18 protein-coding genes are annotated in these 21,125 nt (G+C 33.9%); 6 read left to right on the top strand and 12 right to left on the bottom strand.

Annotated features, from left to right (window positions below; genetic code table 11):
- Nucleotides 1-76: 76 nt before the first annotated feature.
- On the bottom strand, nucleotides 77-340 hold the full coding sequence (locus tag AC0NBN_RS03135; protein WP_160811581.1) for a hypothetical protein: 264 nt from the start codon (nucleotides 338-340) through the stop codon (nucleotides 77-79).
- Between the two features lie 8 nt (nucleotides 341-348).
- Nucleotides 349-1,053, bottom strand: a complete 705-nt coding sequence (locus tag AC0NBN_RS03130; protein ID WP_143883683.1) for a DUF4294 domain-containing protein — start codon at nucleotides 1,051-1,053, stop codon at nucleotides 349-351.
- Nucleotides 1,054-1,106: 53 nt separating this feature from the next.
- On the opposite strand from AC0NBN_RS03130, the gene chrP reads away from it, so the two are divergent.
- Nucleotides 1,107-2,183 carry a chryseobasin maturation metalloprotease ChrP gene (gene chrP / locus AC0NBN_RS03125; RefSeq protein ID WP_160811580.1) on the top strand — a complete coding sequence of 359 codons (1,077 nt, stop codon included), beginning with the start codon at nucleotides 1,107-1,109 and terminating at the stop codon, nucleotides 2,181-2,183.
- A 99-nt stretch (nucleotides 2,184-2,282) separates the two neighbouring features.
- Complete coding sequence (gene rpe / locus AC0NBN_RS03120) at nucleotides 2,283-2,933, top strand: ribulose-phosphate 3-epimerase (protein WP_160811579.1); 651 nt, start codon at nucleotides 2,283-2,285, stop codon at nucleotides 2,931-2,933.
- A gap of 72 nt (nucleotides 2,934-3,005) precedes the next feature.
- Here the strand turns inward: rpe and AC0NBN_RS03115 are convergent, their stop codons facing one another.
- From AC0NBN_RS03115 to AC0NBN_RS03100, 4 genes are all read right to left on the bottom strand, one after another.
- Entirely contained in the window at nucleotides 3,006-3,632 is a 627-nt protein-coding gene (locus tag AC0NBN_RS03115; protein ID WP_143883680.1) for a DUF4082 domain-containing protein, read from the bottom strand.
- A 563-nt stretch (nucleotides 3,633-4,195) separates the two neighbouring features.
- The gene (locus AC0NBN_RS03110; RefSeq protein ID WP_089741181.1) at nucleotides 4,196-4,612 is read right to left on the bottom strand and encodes a nucleoside-diphosphate kinase; all 417 of its coding nucleotides are present in this window, start codon (nucleotides 4,610-4,612) and stop codon (nucleotides 4,196-4,198) included.
- A 362-nt stretch (nucleotides 4,613-4,974) separates the two neighbouring features.
- On the bottom strand, nucleotides 4,975-5,574 hold the full coding sequence (locus AC0NBN_RS03105; RefSeq protein WP_474466973.1) for a hypothetical protein: 600 nt from the start codon (nucleotides 5,572-5,574) through the stop codon (nucleotides 4,975-4,977).
- Entirely contained in the window at nucleotides 5,528-7,330 is a 1,803-nt protein-coding gene (locus AC0NBN_RS03100) for an Ig-like domain-containing protein (protein WP_160811578.1), read from the bottom strand. Before AC0NBN_RS03100 ends, AC0NBN_RS03105 begins: the two co-directional genes overlap by 47 nt.
- A 306-nt stretch (nucleotides 7,331-7,636) precedes the next feature.
- On the opposite strand from AC0NBN_RS03100, the gene AC0NBN_RS03095 reads away from it, so the two are divergent.
- The 4 genes from AC0NBN_RS03095 (at nucleotide 7,637) to AC0NBN_RS03080 (ending at nucleotide 13,660) form a co-directional block, all read left to right on the top strand.
- Nucleotides 7,637-9,799, top strand: a complete 2,163-nt coding sequence (locus AC0NBN_RS03095; protein ID WP_160811577.1) for an outer membrane beta-barrel protein — start codon at nucleotides 7,637-7,639, stop codon at nucleotides 9,797-9,799.
- Nucleotides 9,800-10,110: 311 nt separating this feature from the next.
- Nucleotides 10,111-11,250, top strand: coding sequence for a DUF2971 domain-containing protein (locus tag AC0NBN_RS03090; protein WP_160811576.1), 1,140 nt, complete (start codon nucleotides 10,111-10,113; stop codon nucleotides 11,248-11,250).
- A 165-nt stretch (nucleotides 11,251-11,415) separates the two neighbouring features.
- Nucleotides 11,416-13,125, top strand: a complete 1,710-nt coding sequence (locus AC0NBN_RS03085; RefSeq protein WP_160811575.1) for an NACHT domain-containing protein — start codon at nucleotides 11,416-11,418, stop codon at nucleotides 13,123-13,125.
- 250 nt (nucleotides 13,126-13,375) lie between these two features.
- Nucleotides 13,376-13,660, top strand: coding sequence for a hypothetical protein (locus tag AC0NBN_RS03080; RefSeq protein ID WP_160811574.1), 285 nt, complete (start codon nucleotides 13,376-13,378; stop codon nucleotides 13,658-13,660).
- A gap of 41 nt (nucleotides 13,661-13,701) precedes the next feature.
- Here AC0NBN_RS03080 and AC0NBN_RS03075 read toward each other — a convergent pair whose 3' ends face one another.
- The 6 genes from AC0NBN_RS03075 to AC0NBN_RS03050 are packed head-to-tail and all read right to left on the bottom strand — an operon-like array spanning nucleotide 13,702 to nucleotide 20,972.
- A complete protein-coding gene (locus AC0NBN_RS03075) occupies nucleotides 13,702-14,058 on the bottom strand; it encodes a response regulator (protein ID WP_143883672.1) in 357 nt (118 codons plus the stop codon).
- Nucleotides 14,059-14,090: 32 nt separating this feature from the next.
- Nucleotides 14,091-14,672 carry a chemotaxis protein CheB gene (locus AC0NBN_RS03070; protein WP_160811573.1) on the bottom strand — a complete coding sequence of 194 codons (582 nt, stop codon included), beginning with the start codon at nucleotides 14,670-14,672 and terminating at the stop codon, nucleotides 14,091-14,093.
- A gap of 7 nt (nucleotides 14,673-14,679) precedes the next feature.
- Nucleotides 14,680-15,507: a CheR family methyltransferase gene (locus AC0NBN_RS03065; RefSeq protein ID WP_143883670.1), complete on the bottom strand. Its 828-nt coding sequence runs from the start codon at nucleotides 15,505-15,507 to the stop codon at nucleotides 14,680-14,682.
- A 1-nt stretch (nucleotide 15,508) separates the two neighbouring features.
- Complete coding sequence (locus AC0NBN_RS03060; RefSeq protein ID WP_312342920.1) at nucleotides 15,509-15,874, bottom strand: response regulator; 366 nt, start codon at nucleotides 15,872-15,874, stop codon at nucleotides 15,509-15,511.
- A 15-nt stretch (nucleotides 15,875-15,889) separates the two neighbouring features.
- On the bottom strand, nucleotides 15,890-19,495 hold the full coding sequence (locus AC0NBN_RS03055) for a response regulator (protein WP_160811572.1): 3,606 nt from the start codon (nucleotides 19,493-19,495) through the stop codon (nucleotides 15,890-15,892).
- 4 nt (nucleotides 19,496-19,499) lie between these two features.
- Nucleotides 19,500-20,972 (bottom strand): ATP-binding protein, encoded by a 1,473-nt coding sequence (locus tag AC0NBN_RS03050; protein WP_160811571.1) that lies wholly within the window; start codon nucleotides 20,970-20,972, stop codon nucleotides 19,500-19,502.
- Nucleotides 20,973-21,125: the final 153 nt, after the last annotated feature.

The raw sequence follows: 21,125 nt of genomic DNA, 5'->3' as shown, positions 1-21,125 counted from the left end.
CCGACAACCGAAGAAACTACGCACACATCTTCCAGACCGTCTTCTCTTCTCGCATAAATTACAACACCATTTTTATTTACAATGTAGAAAATTGTAATTTTCCGTGACTTGTCTCACAATTCAGCGGAGGTCTGTTCTTTTTATCCCTGCCTAAAGTCCCGGGAATAAAGCCAATCAATCTTCGGTCAGATCCAACCTTACTTTTGATTTTTTCTTCATCTATGAAAGTGATACAATCATTCTTATCAACTTCAGAATTCTTATCCCCTCTTCCTAGCTGCTGGGAAAATAAAGAGCCTGCTACAAAGGTGATAAGGTAAACAATAAGTATCTTTTTCATTAAACGCTTTATTTTGAAACTCTAAAATCTTTTGCTCCAGGATAGGGTTCCAAATAACCCGAGTTCCAGTTAGATTGCAACAAAGACTCCAGATATTCATCAGTTCGGTTTCTGTGAGGATTGTATTGATCTTTCAAATCAATATCTGCCATTTTACCTTTCAGATTCCACCAGAAAGCACTCCATCCTCCACGAAGTTCCTTTATAATCTCAAAAACATTTTTACCGGTAGCACGGTTCATTAGCTTTGCAAAAACCTGACCTTCTGTTGTGGTTAGATCTCTTAACTGCTTTTCATACTGATCAGCAAGCATATTCTGCCTGTCTTTTACATATTTACGTCTTGCTGAAGTATTCATATCATCCATTTCCACTTTAATATCGCGGTACTGCTGCAATGCTGTTAAAAAAAGAGGATATACTCTGTACAGTTTTTTATTAAGAAAGAAATAATAATTTTTATCTAACTGATTATTGAATCTGGGTTTGTTTAAAAGCGTAAGCTCATCCATTACCACCACCGTTTCACCGTTGATTTCGTAGATTTTTGCTTTCTGCCTTTCATCGTAATAATACAGATTCCCAAATTCATCCTTCTGAAGCAGGTCTTGGGGATATTGATCCAATGACTTAGTAATTACAGAATCTCGCTGCCCAAATATATGCACTCCCAAAAAGATCAGAAAAAGGAGGGCAATTTTATGAAATTTCATTATTTTTACAGGTATTAATAGCAAATTTTAACAACAAAAATCATTCCTTTTATATGAAATTTGAAAAGAAATCAATCAAATTCCTTGAAAAATACTTAAACACCTCATCACCAACAGGCTATGAGCATGAAGGACAAAAAATATGGATGGAATACATCACTCCTTTTGTAGATAAAATTGAAGTTGATCATTACGGAACCTGCTACGGAATCATCAATCCTGAAGCAGAATTTAAAGTTGTGATTGAGGCTCACGCCGATGAAATCTCGTGGTATGTAAACTATATTACAGATGACGGATTGATATATGTTATCAGAAACGGTGGCTCTGATCAGACTATTGCACCATCAAAAGTTGTGCATATTCACGGAGAAAAAGGAATTGTAAAAGGAGTTTTTGGCTGGCCTGCTATACACACCAGAAGTACCAACCAGAACGAACCTACTCCTAAAATTGAAAATATATTTATTGACTGCGGAGCTACATCAAAACAGGAAGTAGAAGATCTGGGAATTTTTGTAGGATGTATGATTACCTATCCCGATGAGTTTTTTGAAATGAATGACCGGTATTTTGTATGCCGCGCTTTGGATAACAGAATCGGCGGATTTATGATCGCAGAAGTAGCAAGACTGCTAAAAGAAAATAAAAAAACAATTCCATTCGGATTATATATTACCAACTCTGTGCAGGAAGAAGTAGGTCTTTACGGAGCTGATATGATTGCAGATACCATCAAGCCCAATATTGCTATTGTTACTGATGTAACCCATGACACAACTACTCCAATGATTGAGAAGAAAAAAGAAGGAGATCAAAAATGTGGAAATGGTCCTGTAGTATTTTTTGCGCCAAGTGTACATCATAAGATAAGGGAACTGATCATCGAAACTGCAAAAGAAAAAGAAATTCCTTTTCAAAGAGCCGCTGCAAGCAGAGCAACCGGAACAGATACTGATGCATTTGCTCATTCTAACGGCGGTGTGCCGAGTGCGCTGATTTCCTTACCTTTGCGCTATATGCACACAACAGTAGAAATGGTTGCGAAAGAAGATGTGGGAAATGTTATTCAGCTGATTTATGAAACGATTCTGAAAATCACACCGGAAATGAAGCTGAAATACCATTAATAAGTAAAAAGCAACAAGTAAAAAGTAAATCGAAACTGTTTAATTTATCTTAGTTAATCAGTTTGAAAAAGAAATAAAAGTAAAGTATAAAAAGTAAAAATGAAAACGAAGCTTATTGCTCCTTCCCTTTTATCCGCAGACTTCGGGAATCTGCAAACAGATATCGAAATGCTGAACAATTCTCAGGCAGACTGGTTTCACATAGATGTAATGGATGGCAGATTTGTTCCGAATATTTCCTTTGGATTTCCGGTTATGAAAACTGTGCAGAAGCATGCCAGTAAGTTTGTAGATGTCCATCTGATGATTGTAGAACCAGAAAAATATATTGATGAATTTATTGATCACGGAGCAGATCTTATCTCAGTACATTATGAAGCATGCACCCACCTTCACCGAACCATCCACCATATTCAGAGCAAAGGGGTGAAAGCAGGAGTCGTACTGAATCCTTCTACGCCTGTTCTTATGCTGGAAGATATTATTGCAGATGTAGATCTTGTATTGCTGATGAGTGTCAATCCTGGATTTGGCGGACAAAAGTTTATTGAAAACACCTACAAAAAAATCGCTGAAACTAAGGATTTAATTCTCAGCAACAATTCCACAGCGTTGATTGAAATTGACGGCGGAGTTAATCTGGACAATGCCTCAAGATTATTTGATGCAGGAGCAGATGTTTTGGTTGCCGGAAATGCAGTTTTCTCTGCAGAATCTCCGGAACGGACTATTGAACTGCTGAAAGTTTAATAAGATTTTATGACTTAAAAAGGCTGTTTCAATGTTGAAACAGCCTTTTTGTTAATATATAAGAATGATTGGTTAATCAATTTGCTGGAATTTAAAGCTTAAATCTCCTGCATTGTAATTAGAAGATACATTGGTAGGCCAGTTTTGTGCTGTACCTGAAACCCATCTGTATTCAGAAAAAACAATATTTCCGGCAGTTACAGGATATACCGTATTAGAATTGTCTGGTTTATTTCTTTTATACCAATCATTTGAATTCATTGATATAAGATACATTTTATCTTTTTCCAAAACCAGTTCAGGAATACTTTTTACAATCTCCGTATTAGCAGATCCTACATTCACTGTTTCAGATCTTATTACTGTCTTAGTGGCATAATCCCAGATAGTGACCCTCAGACTTGAGTTTGCCGCAGGAAGTTTTGCAACCAAGGCGTTGATTTTACCCTTCACTTTCGGTGTAAAAGCGAGTCCGAATTCGTAATCTCCTGCATTAATAAAATCTGAAGATGTCGTAAATCCTGTATTCTCATAATATTTCGCCAAAGGATTTTCTTCTGCGTAAACTACTGGTACAGGCTGTTCGGCTTCATCATCTTTACTGCAGCTTACCGAAATTGCAGCTACAGATATGCTTAATGATAAAATTAAATTTTTAACTAAGGACATTTTTGCCGGAATGTGTTTCCAATTTTTCATGATTTTTTATTTTAAAATTAATGAGACAAAGTTGACTCAAAATCAAAACTATATCATAAGGAAAAACACCTTTTCAGGAGCAGTTGTTTAACCCAAAAACTATGGCAAAAGAAAAAGACAGCTTAAAAAAACTGTCTTTTCTCACAAATAAAAGAGAATTATATGGTTATTAGTTTTTGAAAATTGATGCTTAGCTTTTATTTGTTTTTACTTCGTAAAGATGCGCAAATTTGATATTGAAAACTATCCGTAAAAACACGGTATTTTTGTGATGACATATTGTCACATACAAGCAGTTTGACAATTTAAAACAACCGCGAAAGTTTTAACCTAAACAATGGCACTTCGTTTATTGGAAAAAAGACAAAATGGTATTACTTTGATAAGTTAAAGTTTATACTGAGCGTAGCCGAAGTGCCTTTGTGTATTTAAAACTGAATTCCTAATAATTGAATCTCTCTTTTTAACATTGCGTTTAAGAAAATTTATCCCGAACTCAGGTTAAAATAAAAAATCCGAAAAAAAATTCCGGATTTATGTAGTATGTAAAAATTAATCTTTCCTTAGAAAATTTCTCTGCCTGAAAAGTGAAACTGAGCTTCAATAAGTGCATTTTCATCAGAATCTGAACCGTGAACAGCATTTTCTCCTATACTTCTTGCAAACATTTTTCTGATGGTACCTTCTGCAGCTTCTGCAGGATTTGTAGAACCAATTAATGTTCTGAAATCTTCAACAGCATTCTCTTTTTCTAAAACAGCCGCAACGATTGGCCCTGAACTCATAAAATCAACCAATTCACCATAGAAAGGTCTTTCGGCATGCACTTCATAGAATTTTTTTGCATCTGCTACAGTTAACTGCGTAAGTTTTAATGCTTTAATTTTGAATCCGCCTTCAGCGATTTTCCCTAAAATAGCACCAATATGACCATCTGCAACTGCATCAGGCTTAATCATTGTAAACGTAATATTTGACATAAATAAATGTTTTTTAATGGCGCAAAAGTACAAAAAATAATGAAAGAAAAATTTCCGGTTTTGTTATTTTCTTTATTAAAGAAACCTGCTATGATTTCGGCATAATTAAATTAAAATATTAATAAAAGAAAACCTTTATTATAACTGGCTAACGTAAAATAAGTATCAGTTTAAAACTTTAAAATATTTTAACAAATTATAACATTTATTATGAAAAAATCACTGGTTTTTTGGCACACAAATTGTTATTACTATAGCGATTCTCATGTTTAATTTGAGTTTTCATGGTTATTAGTTTTTACCCAGCTTCGGCTGGGTTTTTATTTTAATGATAATCAATAACCTTGAAATGAATTTTTAGTTTATTTCCAAAAATTCCAGTTGATGCCATCATAGACGGCCAGAGAATTACTTACAATATCATAACACATCATTCCTGGATATGGACTTTTTACTGTAAGATGCGGATTGCTGATATGGGGCAATAAAAGCGCTTTGTCTGCCGACTCAAGTACCAGAACGCCTTGCGCAGTAGTATTCTGAGCACCGATAATCACACCAGATCCTGCCTCTGACCCAGCAACAGGAATAATACTGCCAGAATTTCCTTCATCAGACAAATCTATCCAACTTCCATTTTCAAACATTCTGACTTTTCTTGATTGTTTGTCAAAAATAAATGTGCCGTTCTGAGGATTATTGGTAGAAGGTGAAACCACCGGAAAAACAGGTGAAGAATTTACTGCAGGAAGAATTATTCCGCGAGAATTTGTGGTATTCGTAACATTTCCGGCAAATTCCAGAATAGAACTGCTTCCCGACACTTCAGCTTTACCTATTGCTACCTGTGCGTTTGCCAATCCTGCAACTAATAGAGAAAGAATATATTTAATCATCATAAAAATTTTAAAAGTATTAATCATTACAGCTTCGTTTGATACACTTCCATGTATTACCATCATAAAGTTTCACACATTGAGCAGAAATATCGTAGAGAATCATTCCTTTTTGAGGCTGGCTAATCAGTCCAGTATTTGCTACCCGGGTTATGACCATTCCTTTGTTGGTAGAATTTAATGCTAAAAAACCATTAGGAACTCCGCCCTGATTCAGTCCCGGACCTTCAGGCCAGTTTCTGTATCTCTGAGAAAGTGTAGAAATACCCACATTTGTATAAGCATCAGGAGTACCGCCAATTCCAGGTTTGAAACAGTAATCAACAGCAATATTAATTGAAGCAATATTACTGGTAAGTCCCGCATTATCTTTCACTGTATAGTTTACAACAGAAGCATTATTGAAGAAATTATTTTCTGGCGTAAAAGTTAATAAACCACTATTATCCACGCTCCAGGATCCTTGTCCTGACACAGAAAAACTTTTTACAGCACCACTCTGACTTACGACTGATGAAGCTCCGGAAGGCGGTACTAAATTAATAGTCGAAGCGACTAATAAGCCTGAATTAAAATCATAATCATTCGCAAGAATATTAAAGGTTTTCGGCGTATTTTTTGGCACAGAATAATTATCATTTACAGCCACCGGTGGCCGATTGATTCCAAAATTATTTCCGCTGGAGGAGCTATTGGTAAGATTAACATTAAGACTATTACTGGTTGTACCACTTTTATTCCCTACAACAGCAAATCCTGAAGGTACAGTAAGCGTTACTGCATAAGGTCCCTGATAAGTATTGGTATTGATGTTATCAAAATAATAAAATCCGTTGACATCAGTAACCGTTGACCTGATTTCAGTACCATTATTAAACAATCTCACCGTTGCACCCTGATAAGCATTTCCATCAGGAACCCCAGCATTATTATCATTATAAACAGAACCGTTGATACTCGCCGCAAAGGTGATAGAATCTTCGTTATAAGCTCCAATAAAAGCAAGATCTGAAGTACCGGAAAAAGTCTGTACCAATTTTATCGCCTGAGAATAATTAGCACTCGTAATACCAAATTCTGACCAGTCAGCTGCCAAAACTCTTATCGCACGGGTACAGTTACTTGAAATACTTGAATTATAAGACGGAGGAGTTGTATTGGCATTATAAAACTTCCAGCAGGCGTTACCTATTACGGGTACGCTATTAAATGCCACAGAATACGTATTTCCAATGATATTATTATTTGCATCTGTAAAATAAAAAGTATCATTAGCGCCGGAAGGTTCCCCCATTTGTGTAAAAATAAGATCTGGTATGCCGTCACCTATTGACGACGGTACAATGCCCATTGTATTTAAACTGATGCTTGAACCCTGAGGAATATTAAAAATGGCAGTTCCGAGTCCTAATCCATTCAATCCGTCAGATAGATATTCCACAAGATTATTGTTTACCGGAACTGGAGAAACGTTGCCATTCCCGCCCAATGCTTGTCCCACTCCTATAAAAGTGTTGCTTCCCGGATTAGGAATATTATAAATTGGCAAAGAGATGAAAGTTCCGGCCTGAAAAGCTACTCCATTCGTATTAAGAACTGCATCATTTACACCGGTACTGTAAGTAATCGGTGAATAAACCGTTCCGCTTCCATCAGCATCCCAAGTGAATGCCAGTAGATTATGATTGTTATTGGGAATAGCCGGAGAAGTAGTACTTTGCCAAAAGCCGCCGAAGTCAGAATAAATTGTTGAAACCGGTTTTTGAGAATAGACGCACATAGATATGCTTAGCCCAATAAGGGCTGAGAGAGACTTTATCATCACACAATAGTTTTCTAGGAATCGTAAAAATATAGAAATTGATATTTAATACATATTAATTATCATAAATATTATGATTATATGATTTATGTCATACGAAAAACGCAATATGTTTAACAATTCGCAATAGTGAATTATTATTTTAAAATTTATCATTAATATTTGAATTAAAATCAATATCTATCTGAAAAACGAATACATACCACACGCTTTTTGGTTAACAATAAAAATTTAACAAAATTTTATGAGTGTTTTCATGTAACAAATATTCCCTTTAAAGTGTCTTATTTATAAAATTAAGTTTTCATGAGAAACATTTTCGTACCTATTGCACTATTGGCAGGTATCTTTACTTTTGCTCAGGCAAAAACCGATACGGTAAAAACTAAAGAAAAAGAAATTGAAGCTGTAACTTTTACCGCACGCAAACCCACCGTAGAATCTAAAGTAGACCGTACAGTTTTCAACGTTGCCAACAGCTCTATACTGGCTGGAAATACTACTTGGGATGTATTGAGAATGACTCCATTAGTAAGCGTTGACAATAATGATGCTCTGAAAGCTGAAGGCGAACAGGTTACTGTTTACATCAACGACAGAAAATCTGTTTTTACAGGAAAGGAACTGAAAGATTATCTGCAGACCATCCCTGCTGATAATTTAATGAAAATTGAGGTCATTACAAGTCCGTCATCAAGATATGAAACATCGGGATCTGTGATCAATATTGTTCTAAAAAAACGTGATGACGAAGGAATTAAAGGAAGTGTAACCTTCAACAACCGTCAGAATACCAAGAACTCGCAATACACCAATTTTAACCTGAATTACCATAAAAATAAATTCACACAGACTTTAATCGGAAGCTACAGTGATAATACTTTCGTTCAGAAAAACTCTATCATCAATACTCTGTACGAAAATAATGACGTCACACAAATTGACTCCGAAAATATTTTTAAAGGCAAAAATCCATCGCTTTCTTCTACATCGGAATACGAACTTAATGATAAAAACTCTGTTGGAATAATCCTTGAAGCGTATCAAGGTAACAGAAACAGCTATTCTCAGGCAGATGGAACAAGATTTTTGGATGGAACATTCAACAGCTCATACAGTCAAAGCCAAAACGCATCCGTATTGAATAAAACTTTAGGAACAAACTTCTTCTACAAATATTACGATAAAGAAAAGAATAAAATTCTGGACGTTAATATAGGGTCAAACTATGATGGTTCCAATGAAGACAATTTATTCATCAAAACATCTTCTGCTCTTACTGAAGCCAACGAAATAGGAATATTGTCTGAACAGCAGTCAAGAAATTACTATATTAAAGTAGATTACACACAGCCTTTGGGAAAATCCGGAGGAAATATGGAAGTAGGAGGTAAAATGGATTTTAATAATAATGTCATTCCTTATCAGCTTTACGGGAATAACCTGAGCAACCTGCCGACTTACGACATCTTCCGTTATAAAGATAACATCAATTCTCTTTATGCAAATTTCAGTAAAACTTTTTTTGAAAAATTAGAAACCAGAGTCGGATTGCGCTATGAACATATTGACTATTCTGTAGGTCAGGATATTTCAGGAGCAAAAAGAAAAGAATCGTACGGAACGTTATTACCCAACTTGTTGCTGAAGTATTCTTTTTCCAAAAACTACGATTTGAGTTTAACGTACAACAGATACCTTTGGAGACCTTGGTATTCGGAATTTAATCCTTTTCTTATTCCGAATAATGACGGAATTTATTACCGTGGCAACCTGAATCTTAATCCTAATCCGAGTGACAGACTTTATATGAAATTTGGGATTCTCAAAAAGTATTTCCTTTCTGCAAGATATTCATTTACCAATCAGGATTACTGGACTGCCTATGTTTCCGAAAAAGGAGCAACTCCGGAATTTGATAAAACTATTGCACAGCCACAAAATTTTAATGGAAAAGTGCATAAATACTTTATCAATGCCAATACCAACCAGACATTCTTCAAAAACAAGCTTAATGTAAATGTAGGATTTGGCTGGAATTATATTGACAACAGTGATTTTAACCAGAGAAATGACCTCAGAGCAAGAGACTACATCAGCTTCTGGAGCAGTTCTGCCAATGTTTCATATACCAATTTATTCAACCAAAATATCAATCTGAGTGCATGGGTAGAAGTTTCTAATCAGAACAACGGAAACTCTTACGCCAATCTCACCAATGTTTTCCATAATATTTCAGCAACTAAAATTTTCCCTAAAACACAGATGGAAATCAGTCTTCAGCTGATGAATATTTTTCAGAGACCCAATTTTGATGTAACAACATTCAGCCAGACAGGAACTTTCAGAAATTCTGTAAGATCAGACTGGTACGGATTTTCTTTATCTTTTGTGAAAAGATTTGGAAACCAGAAAGTTAAGGAAAACTCCAAAACCGATGTCGAGAAAAACGGAGGCGGCGGTAAATAGATTTTATTTTATCTTGTTCAAAAGAGTGGTAAGCATGTATTACTGCTCTTTTTTTGTTCTGATAAAAAACATCAGGATTAAGGAATCATCATTTATTCCTTTACATCATTAACTCTAAAACATCAAAAAAGAAGTTTGAAATTAAAATTAATTACGGAAAACCACAATTTTTTATTGAATTGTTTTTTTATATTTGAGAATTGATAATTTGGATTGACGCATTTCGTCAATACCAGAGTTTATTGATAGTTTGACGCAATGCGTCAATGTAAACGTTGTAGGCAATATCTCCCAAAAAACTGCAAAAAACAATGAATAAAAACATTCCTCCAATAAATCTGAACGATTATACAAATCAGAATTATCCTAAAAAAATGTATAAACATTATTCATTGAGTTCGAATTCAGTTAATGTTTTGACAGGAAAAGAAAATCCATATTTATATTTTTCTCATCCGAATCAGCTAAATGATATTATTGACGGTAGTATGATTTTATGGGATTTAAAAAATCTAGAACAAAAATACTTTTCACTTATTCTACAAGGAATTTACCAACATTTAGGAATTAGTAATAAAGATTTTATTGACCAATTTTCGAATGAAGAACTATCGAAATTATATCAAGAATCGAAAAATATAGGCTTTGAAGATATCAAATTAATGCTTTCATTTTTAAATTCTTTTAATACTGGTGTTTTATCTTTAACTGAAAACTGTACTAGTAATTTAATGTGGGCACACTATTCATATGATGACGGCTTTGTATTAGAATTAGATATAGATGTTTTATTAGAGAAACTCAAACAAGAAGTTACAAACTGTTATATATTTCCAATAAACTATAAAAAGAAATTGCATACAATCGACTTTTCAAAATATTTGAAATTCGAAAATAACGAATTAAGTATGATGGAACCAACATTGTATTATATTTCAACTAAATGGAAAGATTGGAAGTATGAAAAAGAATGGAGAATTTTAATAAATAAAAATAAACTAGGTCATACAACAAATAAATTAGATTTCTTAACACCAAAATTAAGAGATAAAATAATAAACCAAAACGTTTCTGACAAACAAGATATTTTCAAAACTGACTCTAGAAAAATTGAAATAAAAAAAGAAACAATTTCTAAAATCATATTAGGACCATATTTTTTTAATAATTTATATTTTTCTGAAATTTATGAAAATGATAAAAATATTTCATTTCTTTTTAAACAATCGACTCAAATTTCAGAAAACGATTTTCAAAAGTTAAAGTATTTTGTATTACTATTAACTGAACTAAAGAAAAATTACAATAATAAAATTGAACAAATTGGAATCGAAAATAGAATTAGTAAAAAAGGAAATATCTCACTTGAACGTAATGTATACTACAATATAAAAATCCTCGAACTAAATAATTTTACACTTTCAATTGAAAAAACAAAAATTGAAATATAAATTGATACTGCCTACAACAGGCGTTTGGCGCAATTGCGAATTTGGTAGTAAATTCACGTTTATTTTTCGCAAGAAATATTATCTTTAACAGAAAAAAATTCGTTCCGAAGCTCGCAACTGACGCCAAGCGCCGGAACGACGTTAGGCGATATTTTATAAAAAACAATGGAAGAAAAGTTAATTATAGAAAGTTCAAAGTTATTGTTAGAAAAAATATCAAAGTTTGCTGGACCAAAAATTAGTCAATTTTCAAACAATAAAATTTTAGAATATTTGGTTGAAAATGCTAAAAATTTCTCAACTGTTAGAACTATTTTACATAAAGATAGCGTAAACCTTTCTGATATTTATTTCCCATTAGATTTTACATTCAGGAATTCAATAATACATGACTTTAATTCCTTTATAATAGATAGAAACAAAATTTCTATTGTTGCAACTGGAGGAGCTGGTAAAACTACTTTTATTAAACATTTCTACATTGAATGTGTCATCAAAAATTATAAAATTCCAATAATTTTTAACTTTAGAGATTTTAATAACTATGAAATTAAAAAAGTTGTAAAAGATAAAAAGATTATAGAAAATTATGTTTTCATCGCATTTACTGAACATCTCATATTTAATAAAGTAGGAATAGATGAAAATATAATTGAAAAAATGTTTGATAGTGGTGAATTCATTTTTTTTCTTGATGGTTATGATGAACTAGATGTTAATAAAAAATCAGTAATAACTAAAGATTTCATGGATTTTGTTGCTAAGTTTAATAAAAATAAATTTGTTATTTCAACAAGACCATATACTTCAGCAACTCAACTAGATGGCTTTGACAATATTTATCTCAACGGATTAGCAGATCTGGATCAAATTGAAGTTTTTGTTAGAAAACAATTATTTGATAATCAAAATTTTGCAGATGAAATAATTAAAACTCTCAATAATAAAACAAGCTTAAAATATATTGAGTTATTAAGTAATCCTCTATTTTTAATTTTATTCATTAATTCGTTTGAAAGTTACCCAAAGATACCGCCAAAGAAGACACAATTTTATTGGCAAGTATTTGATGCATTATTCGAAAAACATGAGACATTTTCAAAACGTGGATATCGACGACCAAAATTATCAAAACTAGATAGAGAAAACTTCGAATATGTATTAAGTTCATTTTGTTTAGCAAGTTATTTTCAAAATTTATTCAGTTTTACTGCATTAGAATTTGAACATATTTTGAAGGACGTTTCTAATAATATTGATAAAAAAATCAATATTTCAAACTTTCTTGAAGATTTAAAAGTTTCCATCTCTATTCTTGTTGAGGATGGAAATATTCTTTCATTTATTCATCGTTCAATTCAAGAATATTTTGTTGCAAGACATTTATCAAACTTAAGTGAAGCTGAAAAAGATAGTTTTTTCAATATTTTAGCTGAAAAACAAAATGAAAGAAATGGACAACATACGTTTTTAATTGAGTTAATAAGTGAGTTATATCCATATGAATTCAAAAAATACTATATCAAGCATCATATTATTGAGTTCTATCACAATAAGAATTATTATCTTAAGCAACATAAATTACAACGTGATTATGAGAAAGTTTATAGTGATTTTGAGAATTTTAAATTGATATTATCTTATTCAAATGACTTTACAAAACCATTTCAAGATTTCATTAAAAACAACAACGTTAAAAATTCGAACATAAATTTATTAATAGCAGCAAAAACCAAAAAACAAACAAAAATTGCTCAAGAAATTCTAATTTTAGCTGAAAATAAACGCAGCTTTTTCTTAATAATTGATGATTACATTACAAAACTAGACAATTCTAACAAACCATTAATAGACTATGCGTTTAAAAGAAGATAAAAAAAAACATCGCCTAACATTGTATTGGCAAAAACGGGGCTAAAGTAATTCTTTTGAACTTTTTGCTATATTTGAATGAGGTATTTCCTTTGAGCTTGGGTGCTAAAAATCCCTGCATTCGGCAATACCCAAACCGTTATACCCAATTCTGAACTCTCATTTTTGGCGGAGAACCAATTATTTTTAACAAATAACTGAAAAATACCATTTGTGGCATAAAAGTTATATGTATATAAACAAAAATACGAAAATGGAAAAAGATTTACTGAATGATTATTTTAAGCTGAGTATAAAACAACAATTCAATATAGACCTGAATACAGAATGTGAATTTTCTCTTATTGAAAATCTAGTATCAAAGAAAGTAATTGTCGCCCCAACTTTTAGTAACGAAATTACAGAGCATTCAGATTTAAAGCAATTTTTCACGGCGATGATTAATGAGATTAATCTTGAAAACTGTGATCAATCTGTTATTGAAACCCGCATTAGAACAATGCTGGAAAGCTCACAGGACTTAAAAGAGATTAGCTAATTAAAAAAAATCCTGCATCAGTGTATGTTGCAGGATCTTTCTTATATATATTTTGCTACTTTTTCTTCGAGATCATCAAGATTGAATGGCTTGGCAACATAATCATCTGCCATTGCTTCTTTTGCAAGTGCTACAATATCATTATTTGCCGTTACATAAATGACAGGGATATCTTTAAAATCTGTACTGTTCTTCAGCAGCCGTGTCGCCTCTACTCCACCAATCTTCGGAATCCAGTTGTCCATTAAAATAACATCCGGACGGAATTGGGAAACTTTCTCCAGAATATCATGAGAAGTTTCAGAAATTTCGACCTGATAGCCATTTTCTTCAAAAATGATCGTTATAACCTCCAAAATGGTTTTATCATCATCAAAAATCAATATTTTTTTATTCATAGAATTGAAAATTATTCAGTTATTAGTTTAAATTAGTTTATATCAAGAAGATTAATCTGCTCTGCAAGATCTTGAGGACTAATCAGCAAATCATAAGCAACCCGTTCTGCTGCCTGTCGCGGCATATAATCTACTTCGGCTGTATCCGGATTTTGAATCCATACTTTTCCGTCATTTTTTTTTATGTATAGCAATCCTTCCACTCCATCTGCATTGGCTCCGGAAAGCAAAATTCCCAGAAGGTTTTTACCGAAAACCTCGGCACCGGATTTAAAAATTACATCTATTGAAGGGCGGGAATAATTCATTTTTTCGGAACCATCTAAAGACATGGTTTTTTTGTTTTCAAATAATAGATGATAATCTGCAGGAGCAATGTATATTTTGTTGGGCATTATTTCTGTTTTGTCATCAATCTCAACCACCTCAGAATCTGTAAACTGTTGCAGCAAAACCTGTAATACATTATTGGAATGAGCCTTTCTGTGAAGCACCAAAACGATAGGAAACGAAACTTTTCTGTTCAGATTTTTAATAAATTCCAGGATAACCTGCAGACTTCCTGCTGATCCTCCTATTAATACTAATTCTGTGGTATTGAATTTTGTTTCCATACTAGTTTTATGAATCAGTTTTTTTCCAGATTCTCTGGTCTTCTATCTGCTGATAATTTTTATCCAGCTTAGAAAATCTAAGTGTTTCTTTTGCTCCAAGAGCTAAAAATCCGAGATTTTCCAGACTGTTATCAAACAAGCGGAAAACTCTTTCCTGCAAACCTCGGTCAAAATAAATCAGAACATTTCTGCAAATGATCAACTGAAAGCTGTTGAACGAGCTATCCGAAACCAGATTGTGCGTAGATAAAATCAATTTTTCTTTCAGACTTTTATCAAAAACTACACTGTCATAATTGGCGGTATAGTAATCTGAAAAATCTCTCTTTCCTCCCGAAAGCATATAGTTTTCAGAGTACAGCTTCATCTGATGCAACGGGAAAACTCCTGCTCTGGCTGATTCCAGAACGGAAGGATTCAGATCTGTTCCGTACAGCAGACATTTATGATAAAGGTTGGCTTCTTTCAGGAGAATTGCCATTGAATATGCTTCTTCACCGGTAGAACAGCCCGCAACCCAAACTCTTATCAGCGGATATGTACCCAACTGCGGAAGAATTTTTTCCCGCAAAGCTTTAAAAAAATGAGGATCTCTGAACATCTCTGTTACATTTACCGTGATTTCTTCAATAAATCTTTTCAGATATTCAGGTTCGTTGATCAAAGTATAACGAAGTTCAGCAAAACTTGTAAATCTGTCGATCAGACAGATACGGTTTACCCTTCTTTTAAAAGATGCTCTGCTGTACTCAGAAAAATCATATCCATACAGATCATAAACATCTTTTATAAGATATTCAATTTCTTCATCTTTTATTATACTTGGTTCCAGCATTTTAAGAATATTTTTGAATAACAGCCATCAGCTGATCTACATTAATCGGTTTTGAGACATAATCCTGTGCTCCGGCATCAATACATTTCTGCCTGTCTTCCGGCATTGCCTGTGCGGTAACAGCTATGATTGGAATATGGTTGATATCGGGAGTTTCACGGATAATTTTCACCGCTTCATAGCCGTCCATTTCCGGCATCATCATATCCATTAAGACAATAGAAAACTGATTATCTTTTTTCAAAATATCAATTGCTTCCTGCGCCATTGTACAGCTTTCTATCTGATAGCCTTTTGCCTTCAGTGTAAGTGTAAGAGCAAATATATTACGTGGATCATCATCCACAATGAGTACTTTCTTATTCATCAGAATTTTAGCTGTTTAACTTTCATATAACCAAACACGAAGCAAGGATAGCAACTGATCTATATCTACCGGCTTTGAGATATAATCTGATGCTCCTGCAGTAATACATTTTTCTCTTTCACCAATCATAGATTTTGCGGTGATGGCAATAATCGGAAGTTTTGCAAACTTAGGCATTTTCCGTATCTCTTTTATTGTTTCATAACCATCCATCTCGGGCATCATCATATCCATCAATACCACATCCACATCCTGATTTTCCTTTATCTGCTGCAAAGCCTGCTTCCCATCCATTGCGACAACAACTTCCACTTTATATTTCTCCAGAGCTTTGGTAAGCGAAAATATATTTCTTGCATCATCATCGGTAATCAGTATTTTTTTACCGCTCAGAACTTCTGTCAGTGAACCTAATGTTTTGCTTCTCACTACTTCAAGTGCGCTGTTTTTTTCTTCCACCAAATGAAGGAATAAGCCAACCTCATCCAAAATTCTCTGGTAAGAGTGCGCAGTTTTTACAACAATAGAATCTGCATACTGCTTTATTTTAAGCTCTTCAGATTTAGATAAATTATTTTCTTTAAAAATAATAATCGGCAGATTTTCCAATCCTTCAAAACTTTTTATAGATTCTACAATCTGGTATTCATTGCCTTTAGAAGCACTGATGTCCAGAATCACACAGTCGATCTGATTTTCTTTAAAAGCCTTTACACTATCTTTCACATTGTTTTCTACAGATAAAGAAATGTTGAGATTGCTGAGGAAATAAGAAAGTGCACTTGCATGTTTTGCATTTTCTTCCACAATCAAAACCTTTTGCGGAGCTTTTTTGAGCGCATCTTCAATCTTTCGGAACATATCATCCATCTGATCCAAAGCAACAGGCTTATTGATAAAATCAATTGCACCTCTCATCAGGCTTTCTTTTTTTACGTGCAACGCCGACATCATGTGCACGGGAATATGCTTTGTTTTAGGGTTAGATTTCAAATCATCCATTACCTGCCATCCGTCTTTTACGGGAAGCTGAACATCTAACAAAATTGCTTTCGGATTGTATTTTAACGCAGAAGAAAGTCCGTAATCTCCTCTTACAACAACTACTCCTTTATAATTCTGCATTCTGGAATATTTTAAAAGAGCTTTGGCAAAATTGGTGTCATCTTCAATAATTAAAATTACTTTATCATCTTCACCTATATCATTTCTGTCGTCTTCCACATCCTCCGGAATTTCCAGCGTATTTACCATCTCTTTTTGCTCGCCATCTTCCAGAATATGCTGTATCTGCTCTACATCTTCACGGATAATTTCTACAATATCCTGATCAGTTTCCAGATGAACGATCTCCGAAATTTCTTTTACCGGAATGATCAGGCTGAACTCGCTTCCTTCATCTACCTTACTTTCCAATACAAGTTCACCACCAAGTAATCTTGCAATCTCACGGCTGATGGAGAGCCCAAGACCCGTACCTCCGAACTTCCGTCTTGTAGATCCGTCTGCCTGCTGGAAGGCTTCAAAAATGATTTTCTGTTTGTCCTCCGGAATACCGATTCCCGTATCTTTTACCGAAAACACGACAAAATCTTTCTTTTTTGTATCTGCTTTGATGGAAAGACTGATGCTTCCTTTTTTAGTAAATTTTAACGCATTAGAAAGTAAATTTCTTAATACCTGATCTACTCTCAGGCGATCTGTTTTGATAATTTTATTTAAATTATCTTCAATGTCTATATTAAACAGCAGCCTTTTCTCCTGGAAAACAGGATTAAACAGACTCTGCAGATCTTTCACAACATCAATCACATTTACATCTTCATATTCCAAAGTCATTTTTCCGGATTCAATTTTAGCCAAATCTAAAATTTCGTCAATCAGTGTAAGCAAACTGCTTCCTGAACTTTGGATAACTTTGGCAGATTCTACCTGATCTTCATTAAGGTTTTCTTCAGGATTTTCTGCCATCAGTCTTGACAGCAAAAGAATAGAATTCAGCGGTGTACGCAATTCATGAGACATATTTGCCAAAAACTCAGATTTATATTTTGTACTCAGCGCAAGCTCTTCTACTTTTTTCTGAATCTCAATATTTCTTTCGGCAATGAGGTGGTTTTTCTCTTCTAATAATCTGGAACGTTCTTCCAGCTCGGCATTTGCCTGCATCAGTTCTTCCTGCTGTACTTTCAGCTCCTCTTCCGAAGCCTGAAGTTTCTGAGTCTGTGCTTCAAGTTCTGTATTCAGATTTTCAAGTTCAGAATGCTGCACCTGCAATTCTTCTGACTGCGCCTGTGTTTCTTCAAGCAGCTGCTGTTCTTTTTCTCTTCTTTTTGCTGCACTTAGAGCAATCCCGATGTTTCTGCTGCATTCAATAAAATAATCAATTCTATCTTCTTCAAAATTTACGGTAGAGCCTAATTCAATAACACCAATACAGAATCCGTCTCCAAAAACAGGTAACAGCATAATTCCGTAAATCTGGATTGTACTGCTGGCAAAAGTTACCACAAAATCATCCTGATGCAGATTATTATAAACCTTCATTTTCTCAGTCATGAAAACCCGTCCTACCATGCCTTCTCCCGGATCAAAGGTTTTCTTCATATTATTTTCTAAGCCGAACGCAGCAGAAAGTCTGAGAATTCCTTCGTCATATAAATACAGCGAACCGTTGATGCAGTTTCCGTATTCTAAGAGTTGCTGAAGAGACTTTTCAGATACATCCTTCACAGATTTGTTTCCAACCAAAGACTCATTCAGAATAACAAGTCCTTTTTGCCTCCATTCACTTTTATTAATTTTATCAAACGAAATTTTAAGAGACTCTGTCATGTGATTCAGCGAATCTGCAAGATCACCCAAATCATCCTGAGAATCATCTTCTGCTTTTTGGCTGTAGTCTCCGTTGGCAACTCTGTTGGCTATCTGTTGTATAGCACTTACCCTTCTGGTAATTTCTATATCTTTAAGCTTTAATGCGTTTTCAAGCTTTTCTCTCCTTATAAGATCTGATCTTAGTTTAAAATAAAAAAACGCAGTAACAGCAATGGCAGAAAGCGCTGAAAAAATAATGAAAAGAACTGTTGTATTGGAAGAGTTATTGAGCGATATTGTTTTCTTCTCAAGATTAAAATCTTCATATTTCACAAATTCATCTACCATTTTCCTGCAACGATCCATGTAGATTTTACTTTGTAAAATCTGATCCTGAGTCATCACAATACCTTTTTTCCTGTTTTCTACAAAAAGCTTGAGATTACTGATATTACTTTCTACATTTTTTTTGAGATACATCAGTCTTTCTTCCTGCTTTGGATCTTCAATATCCAAACTTTCTGCACGTTCTATAGCCTGCGAATATTCGCGCATACTTCGGTTGTACGGTTCTAAGAAACTTTCTTTACCTGTAAGCTGATAGCCCCGGTTTCCTGTTTCGGCATCCAGAAGCGATACCAGAATATCCTTTACAGCCGTTACAGACCGCCGGCTTTTTCCAACGCTTTCGCGGTGATTCATCTGATTCTGAATACTTAGATAGGACGAGATAGAACTCGCAATCAAAATAATCAAAGAAAAACCTACTCCAAACTGTAAATTCCTAAGTATTTTTTTAGGCATAAAATTAATTTAATGGTAATGTAAAATAGAATGTTGAACCTTCGTCTACAATGCTGGAAACTCCAATATTTCCGTGATGCTGCTTGATGATTTCCGAACAAATATAAAGCCCGATTCCCATTCCCTGAAACTGAAGCGACGACTCATCTACTCTGTAAAATTTCTGAAAAACCGATTCCTGTTTGTAATCCGGAATACCAATTCCAAAATCGGTAACACTCACTTTCACTTCCTGCTCCTCCTCATCTACAAAAGTAGTAACGATTACCTGATTGTTCTGTGGAGAATATTTGATGGCATTGGTTAAAAAATTGATCAGAACCTGCTCTATCCTTATGGCATCCAAAGGAATGAGAATATCGGTAATTACACCGTGACGTTCAATCTTCACTTTGTTTTCGTTGGTCTGAAGAATATTTTCTATGGTGTTTTGAATAAGATTTTCAAGATTGGTAGGCTGTTTACTTATTTTAAGCTTGCCATTTTCAATCTTAGATACATCCAGAAGATCTGTTATCAGCATGTTAAGCTTTTCGATCTGATCGTGTACTTTTACCATAAAACCAGATTCTGTACTGCTTTCGCTGAGCTTCAGCTTTCTGTCTAATAACTGAATGTAGGCTTTAATACTGGTTAAAGGGGTTTTAAGTTCATGGCTTGCAATACTTAAAAACTCATCTTTTTCTTTTTCTACTTTTTTCTGAGCATCAATATCAGTGAAAGTTCCCACCCACTTTTTTGCAATGTTATCTTCAAGTACAGGAGTTATACGAAGTAAGTGATATCTGAAATCACCAGATTCAATATTTCTAATCCTTATTTCTAAATCTAATGCTTTTGCTTTTTTTCTGCACCTTTCAAGCTCTTCGTTTATATCCGGATCATCAGGATGCGTTTCCGGAAAATGTTTTTCTGACTTAGAATACTGGTACCATTTGCAGTTGACAAAATCTACCCATCCTTCTTCATTCATGGTAAAAGCAATCTGTGGAAGAGACTCCAGCATCAGATGAAAATGATCTATCTGCGATTTCATGGTGACCTGAGATTCTCTTCTGCCTTTTACCTCCAGCTCAAGACTCTGATGAGCTTTTTTCATCTCTACATTTTTCTCCTGAAGATTGTAAAAAGTTTTTACTTTCAGCATCAGAATTTCCGGATCTACAGGTTTTGTAACGTAATCTTTACCTCCCGAAGCATATCCTTTAGTGATAAATCTTTTCTCAGTATTTACTGCAGATAAGAAGATAATAGGAATATCCTTTGTTTTACTGTATCCTGCTAAAGCTTCTGCTACTTCAAAACCATCCATTTCGGGCATCTGAACATCCAGAATAATCACTGCATAATCATTTTTCAGTGCTTTCCCCAATGCTTGCTGACCGGAATCTGCTGTATCAACCTCAAAGTCTTTTGATTCTAAAAGTTTTTTTAGTGAATAAAGATTGCTTGGATTGTCGTCAACAATTAAAATCATAACAGAAAAAATTCAGTTTAGTTACAGGATCTACATTTCAAAAATAATTATAATTAACAGATAAAAACTTATTAATAGTGTATTTTTATCTATATTTTAATATTCTTAAAATTTAATCAAATTTTAGAAGCAAAAATTATACAAAACTTTATC

It is taken from the genome of Chryseobacterium sp. L12 (genome assembly GCF_056133985.1).
This window is presented reverse-complemented; position numbering and strand designations above follow the sequence as displayed.

Excerpts from the sequence above, each read along its gene's own strand:
- AC0NBN_RS03135 (WP_160811581.1), bottom strand. The coding sequence starts at position 340 with ATGAAAAAGATACTTATTGTTTACCTTATCACCTTTGTAGCAGGCTCT.
- AC0NBN_RS03130 (WP_143883683.1), bottom strand. The coding sequence starts at position 1,053 with ATGAAATTTCATAAAATTGCCCTCCTTTTTCTGATCTTTTTGGGAGTG.
- chrP (WP_160811580.1), top strand. The coding sequence starts at position 1,107 with ATGAAATTTGAAAAGAAATCAATCAAATTCCTTGAAAAATACTTAAAC.
- rpe (WP_160811579.1), top strand. The coding sequence starts at position 2,283 with ATGAAAACGAAGCTTATTGCTCCTTCCCTTTTATCCGCAGACTTCGGG.
- AC0NBN_RS03115 (WP_143883680.1), bottom strand. The coding sequence starts at position 3,632 with ATGAAAAATTGGAAACACATTCCGGCAAAAATGTCCTTAGTTAAAAAT.
- AC0NBN_RS03110 (WP_089741181.1), bottom strand. The coding sequence starts at position 4,612 with ATGTCAAATATTACGTTTACAATGATTAAGCCTGATGCAGTTGCAGAT.
- AC0NBN_RS03105 (WP_474466973.1), bottom strand. The coding sequence starts at position 5,574 with ATGATGGTAATACATGGAAGTGTATCAAACGAAGCTGTAATGATTAAT.
- AC0NBN_RS03100 (WP_160811578.1), bottom strand. The coding sequence starts at position 7,330 with ATGATAAAGTCTCTCTCAGCCCTTATTGGGCTAAGCATATCTATGTGC.
- AC0NBN_RS03095 (WP_160811577.1), top strand. The coding sequence starts at position 7,637 with ATGAGAAACATTTTCGTACCTATTGCACTATTGGCAGGTATCTTTACT.
- AC0NBN_RS03090 (WP_160811576.1), top strand. The coding sequence starts at position 10,111 with ATGAATAAAAACATTCCTCCAATAAATCTGAACGATTATACAAATCAG.
- AC0NBN_RS03085 (WP_160811575.1), top strand. The coding sequence starts at position 11,416 with ATGGAAGAAAAGTTAATTATAGAAAGTTCAAAGTTATTGTTAGAAAAA.
- AC0NBN_RS03080 (WP_160811574.1), top strand. The coding sequence starts at position 13,376 with ATGGAAAAAGATTTACTGAATGATTATTTTAAGCTGAGTATAAAACAA.
- AC0NBN_RS03075 (WP_143883672.1), bottom strand. The coding sequence starts at position 14,058 with ATGAATAAAAAAATATTGATTTTTGATGATGATAAAACCATTTTGGAG.
- AC0NBN_RS03070 (WP_160811573.1), bottom strand. The coding sequence starts at position 14,672 with ATGGAAACAAAATTCAATACCACAGAATTAGTATTAATAGGAGGATCA.
- AC0NBN_RS03065 (WP_143883670.1), bottom strand. The coding sequence starts at position 15,507 with ATGCTGGAACCAAGTATAATAAAAGATGAAGAAATTGAATATCTTATA.
- AC0NBN_RS03060 (WP_312342920.1), bottom strand. The coding sequence starts at position 15,874 with ATGAATAAGAAAGTACTCATTGTGGATGATGATCCACGTAATATATTT.
- AC0NBN_RS03055 (WP_160811572.1), bottom strand. The coding sequence starts at position 19,495 with ATGCCTAAAAAAATACTTAGGAATTTACAGTTTGGAGTAGGTTTTTCT.
- AC0NBN_RS03050 (WP_160811571.1), bottom strand. The coding sequence starts at position 20,972 with ATGATTTTAATTGTTGACGACAATCCAAGCAATCTTTATTCACTAAAA.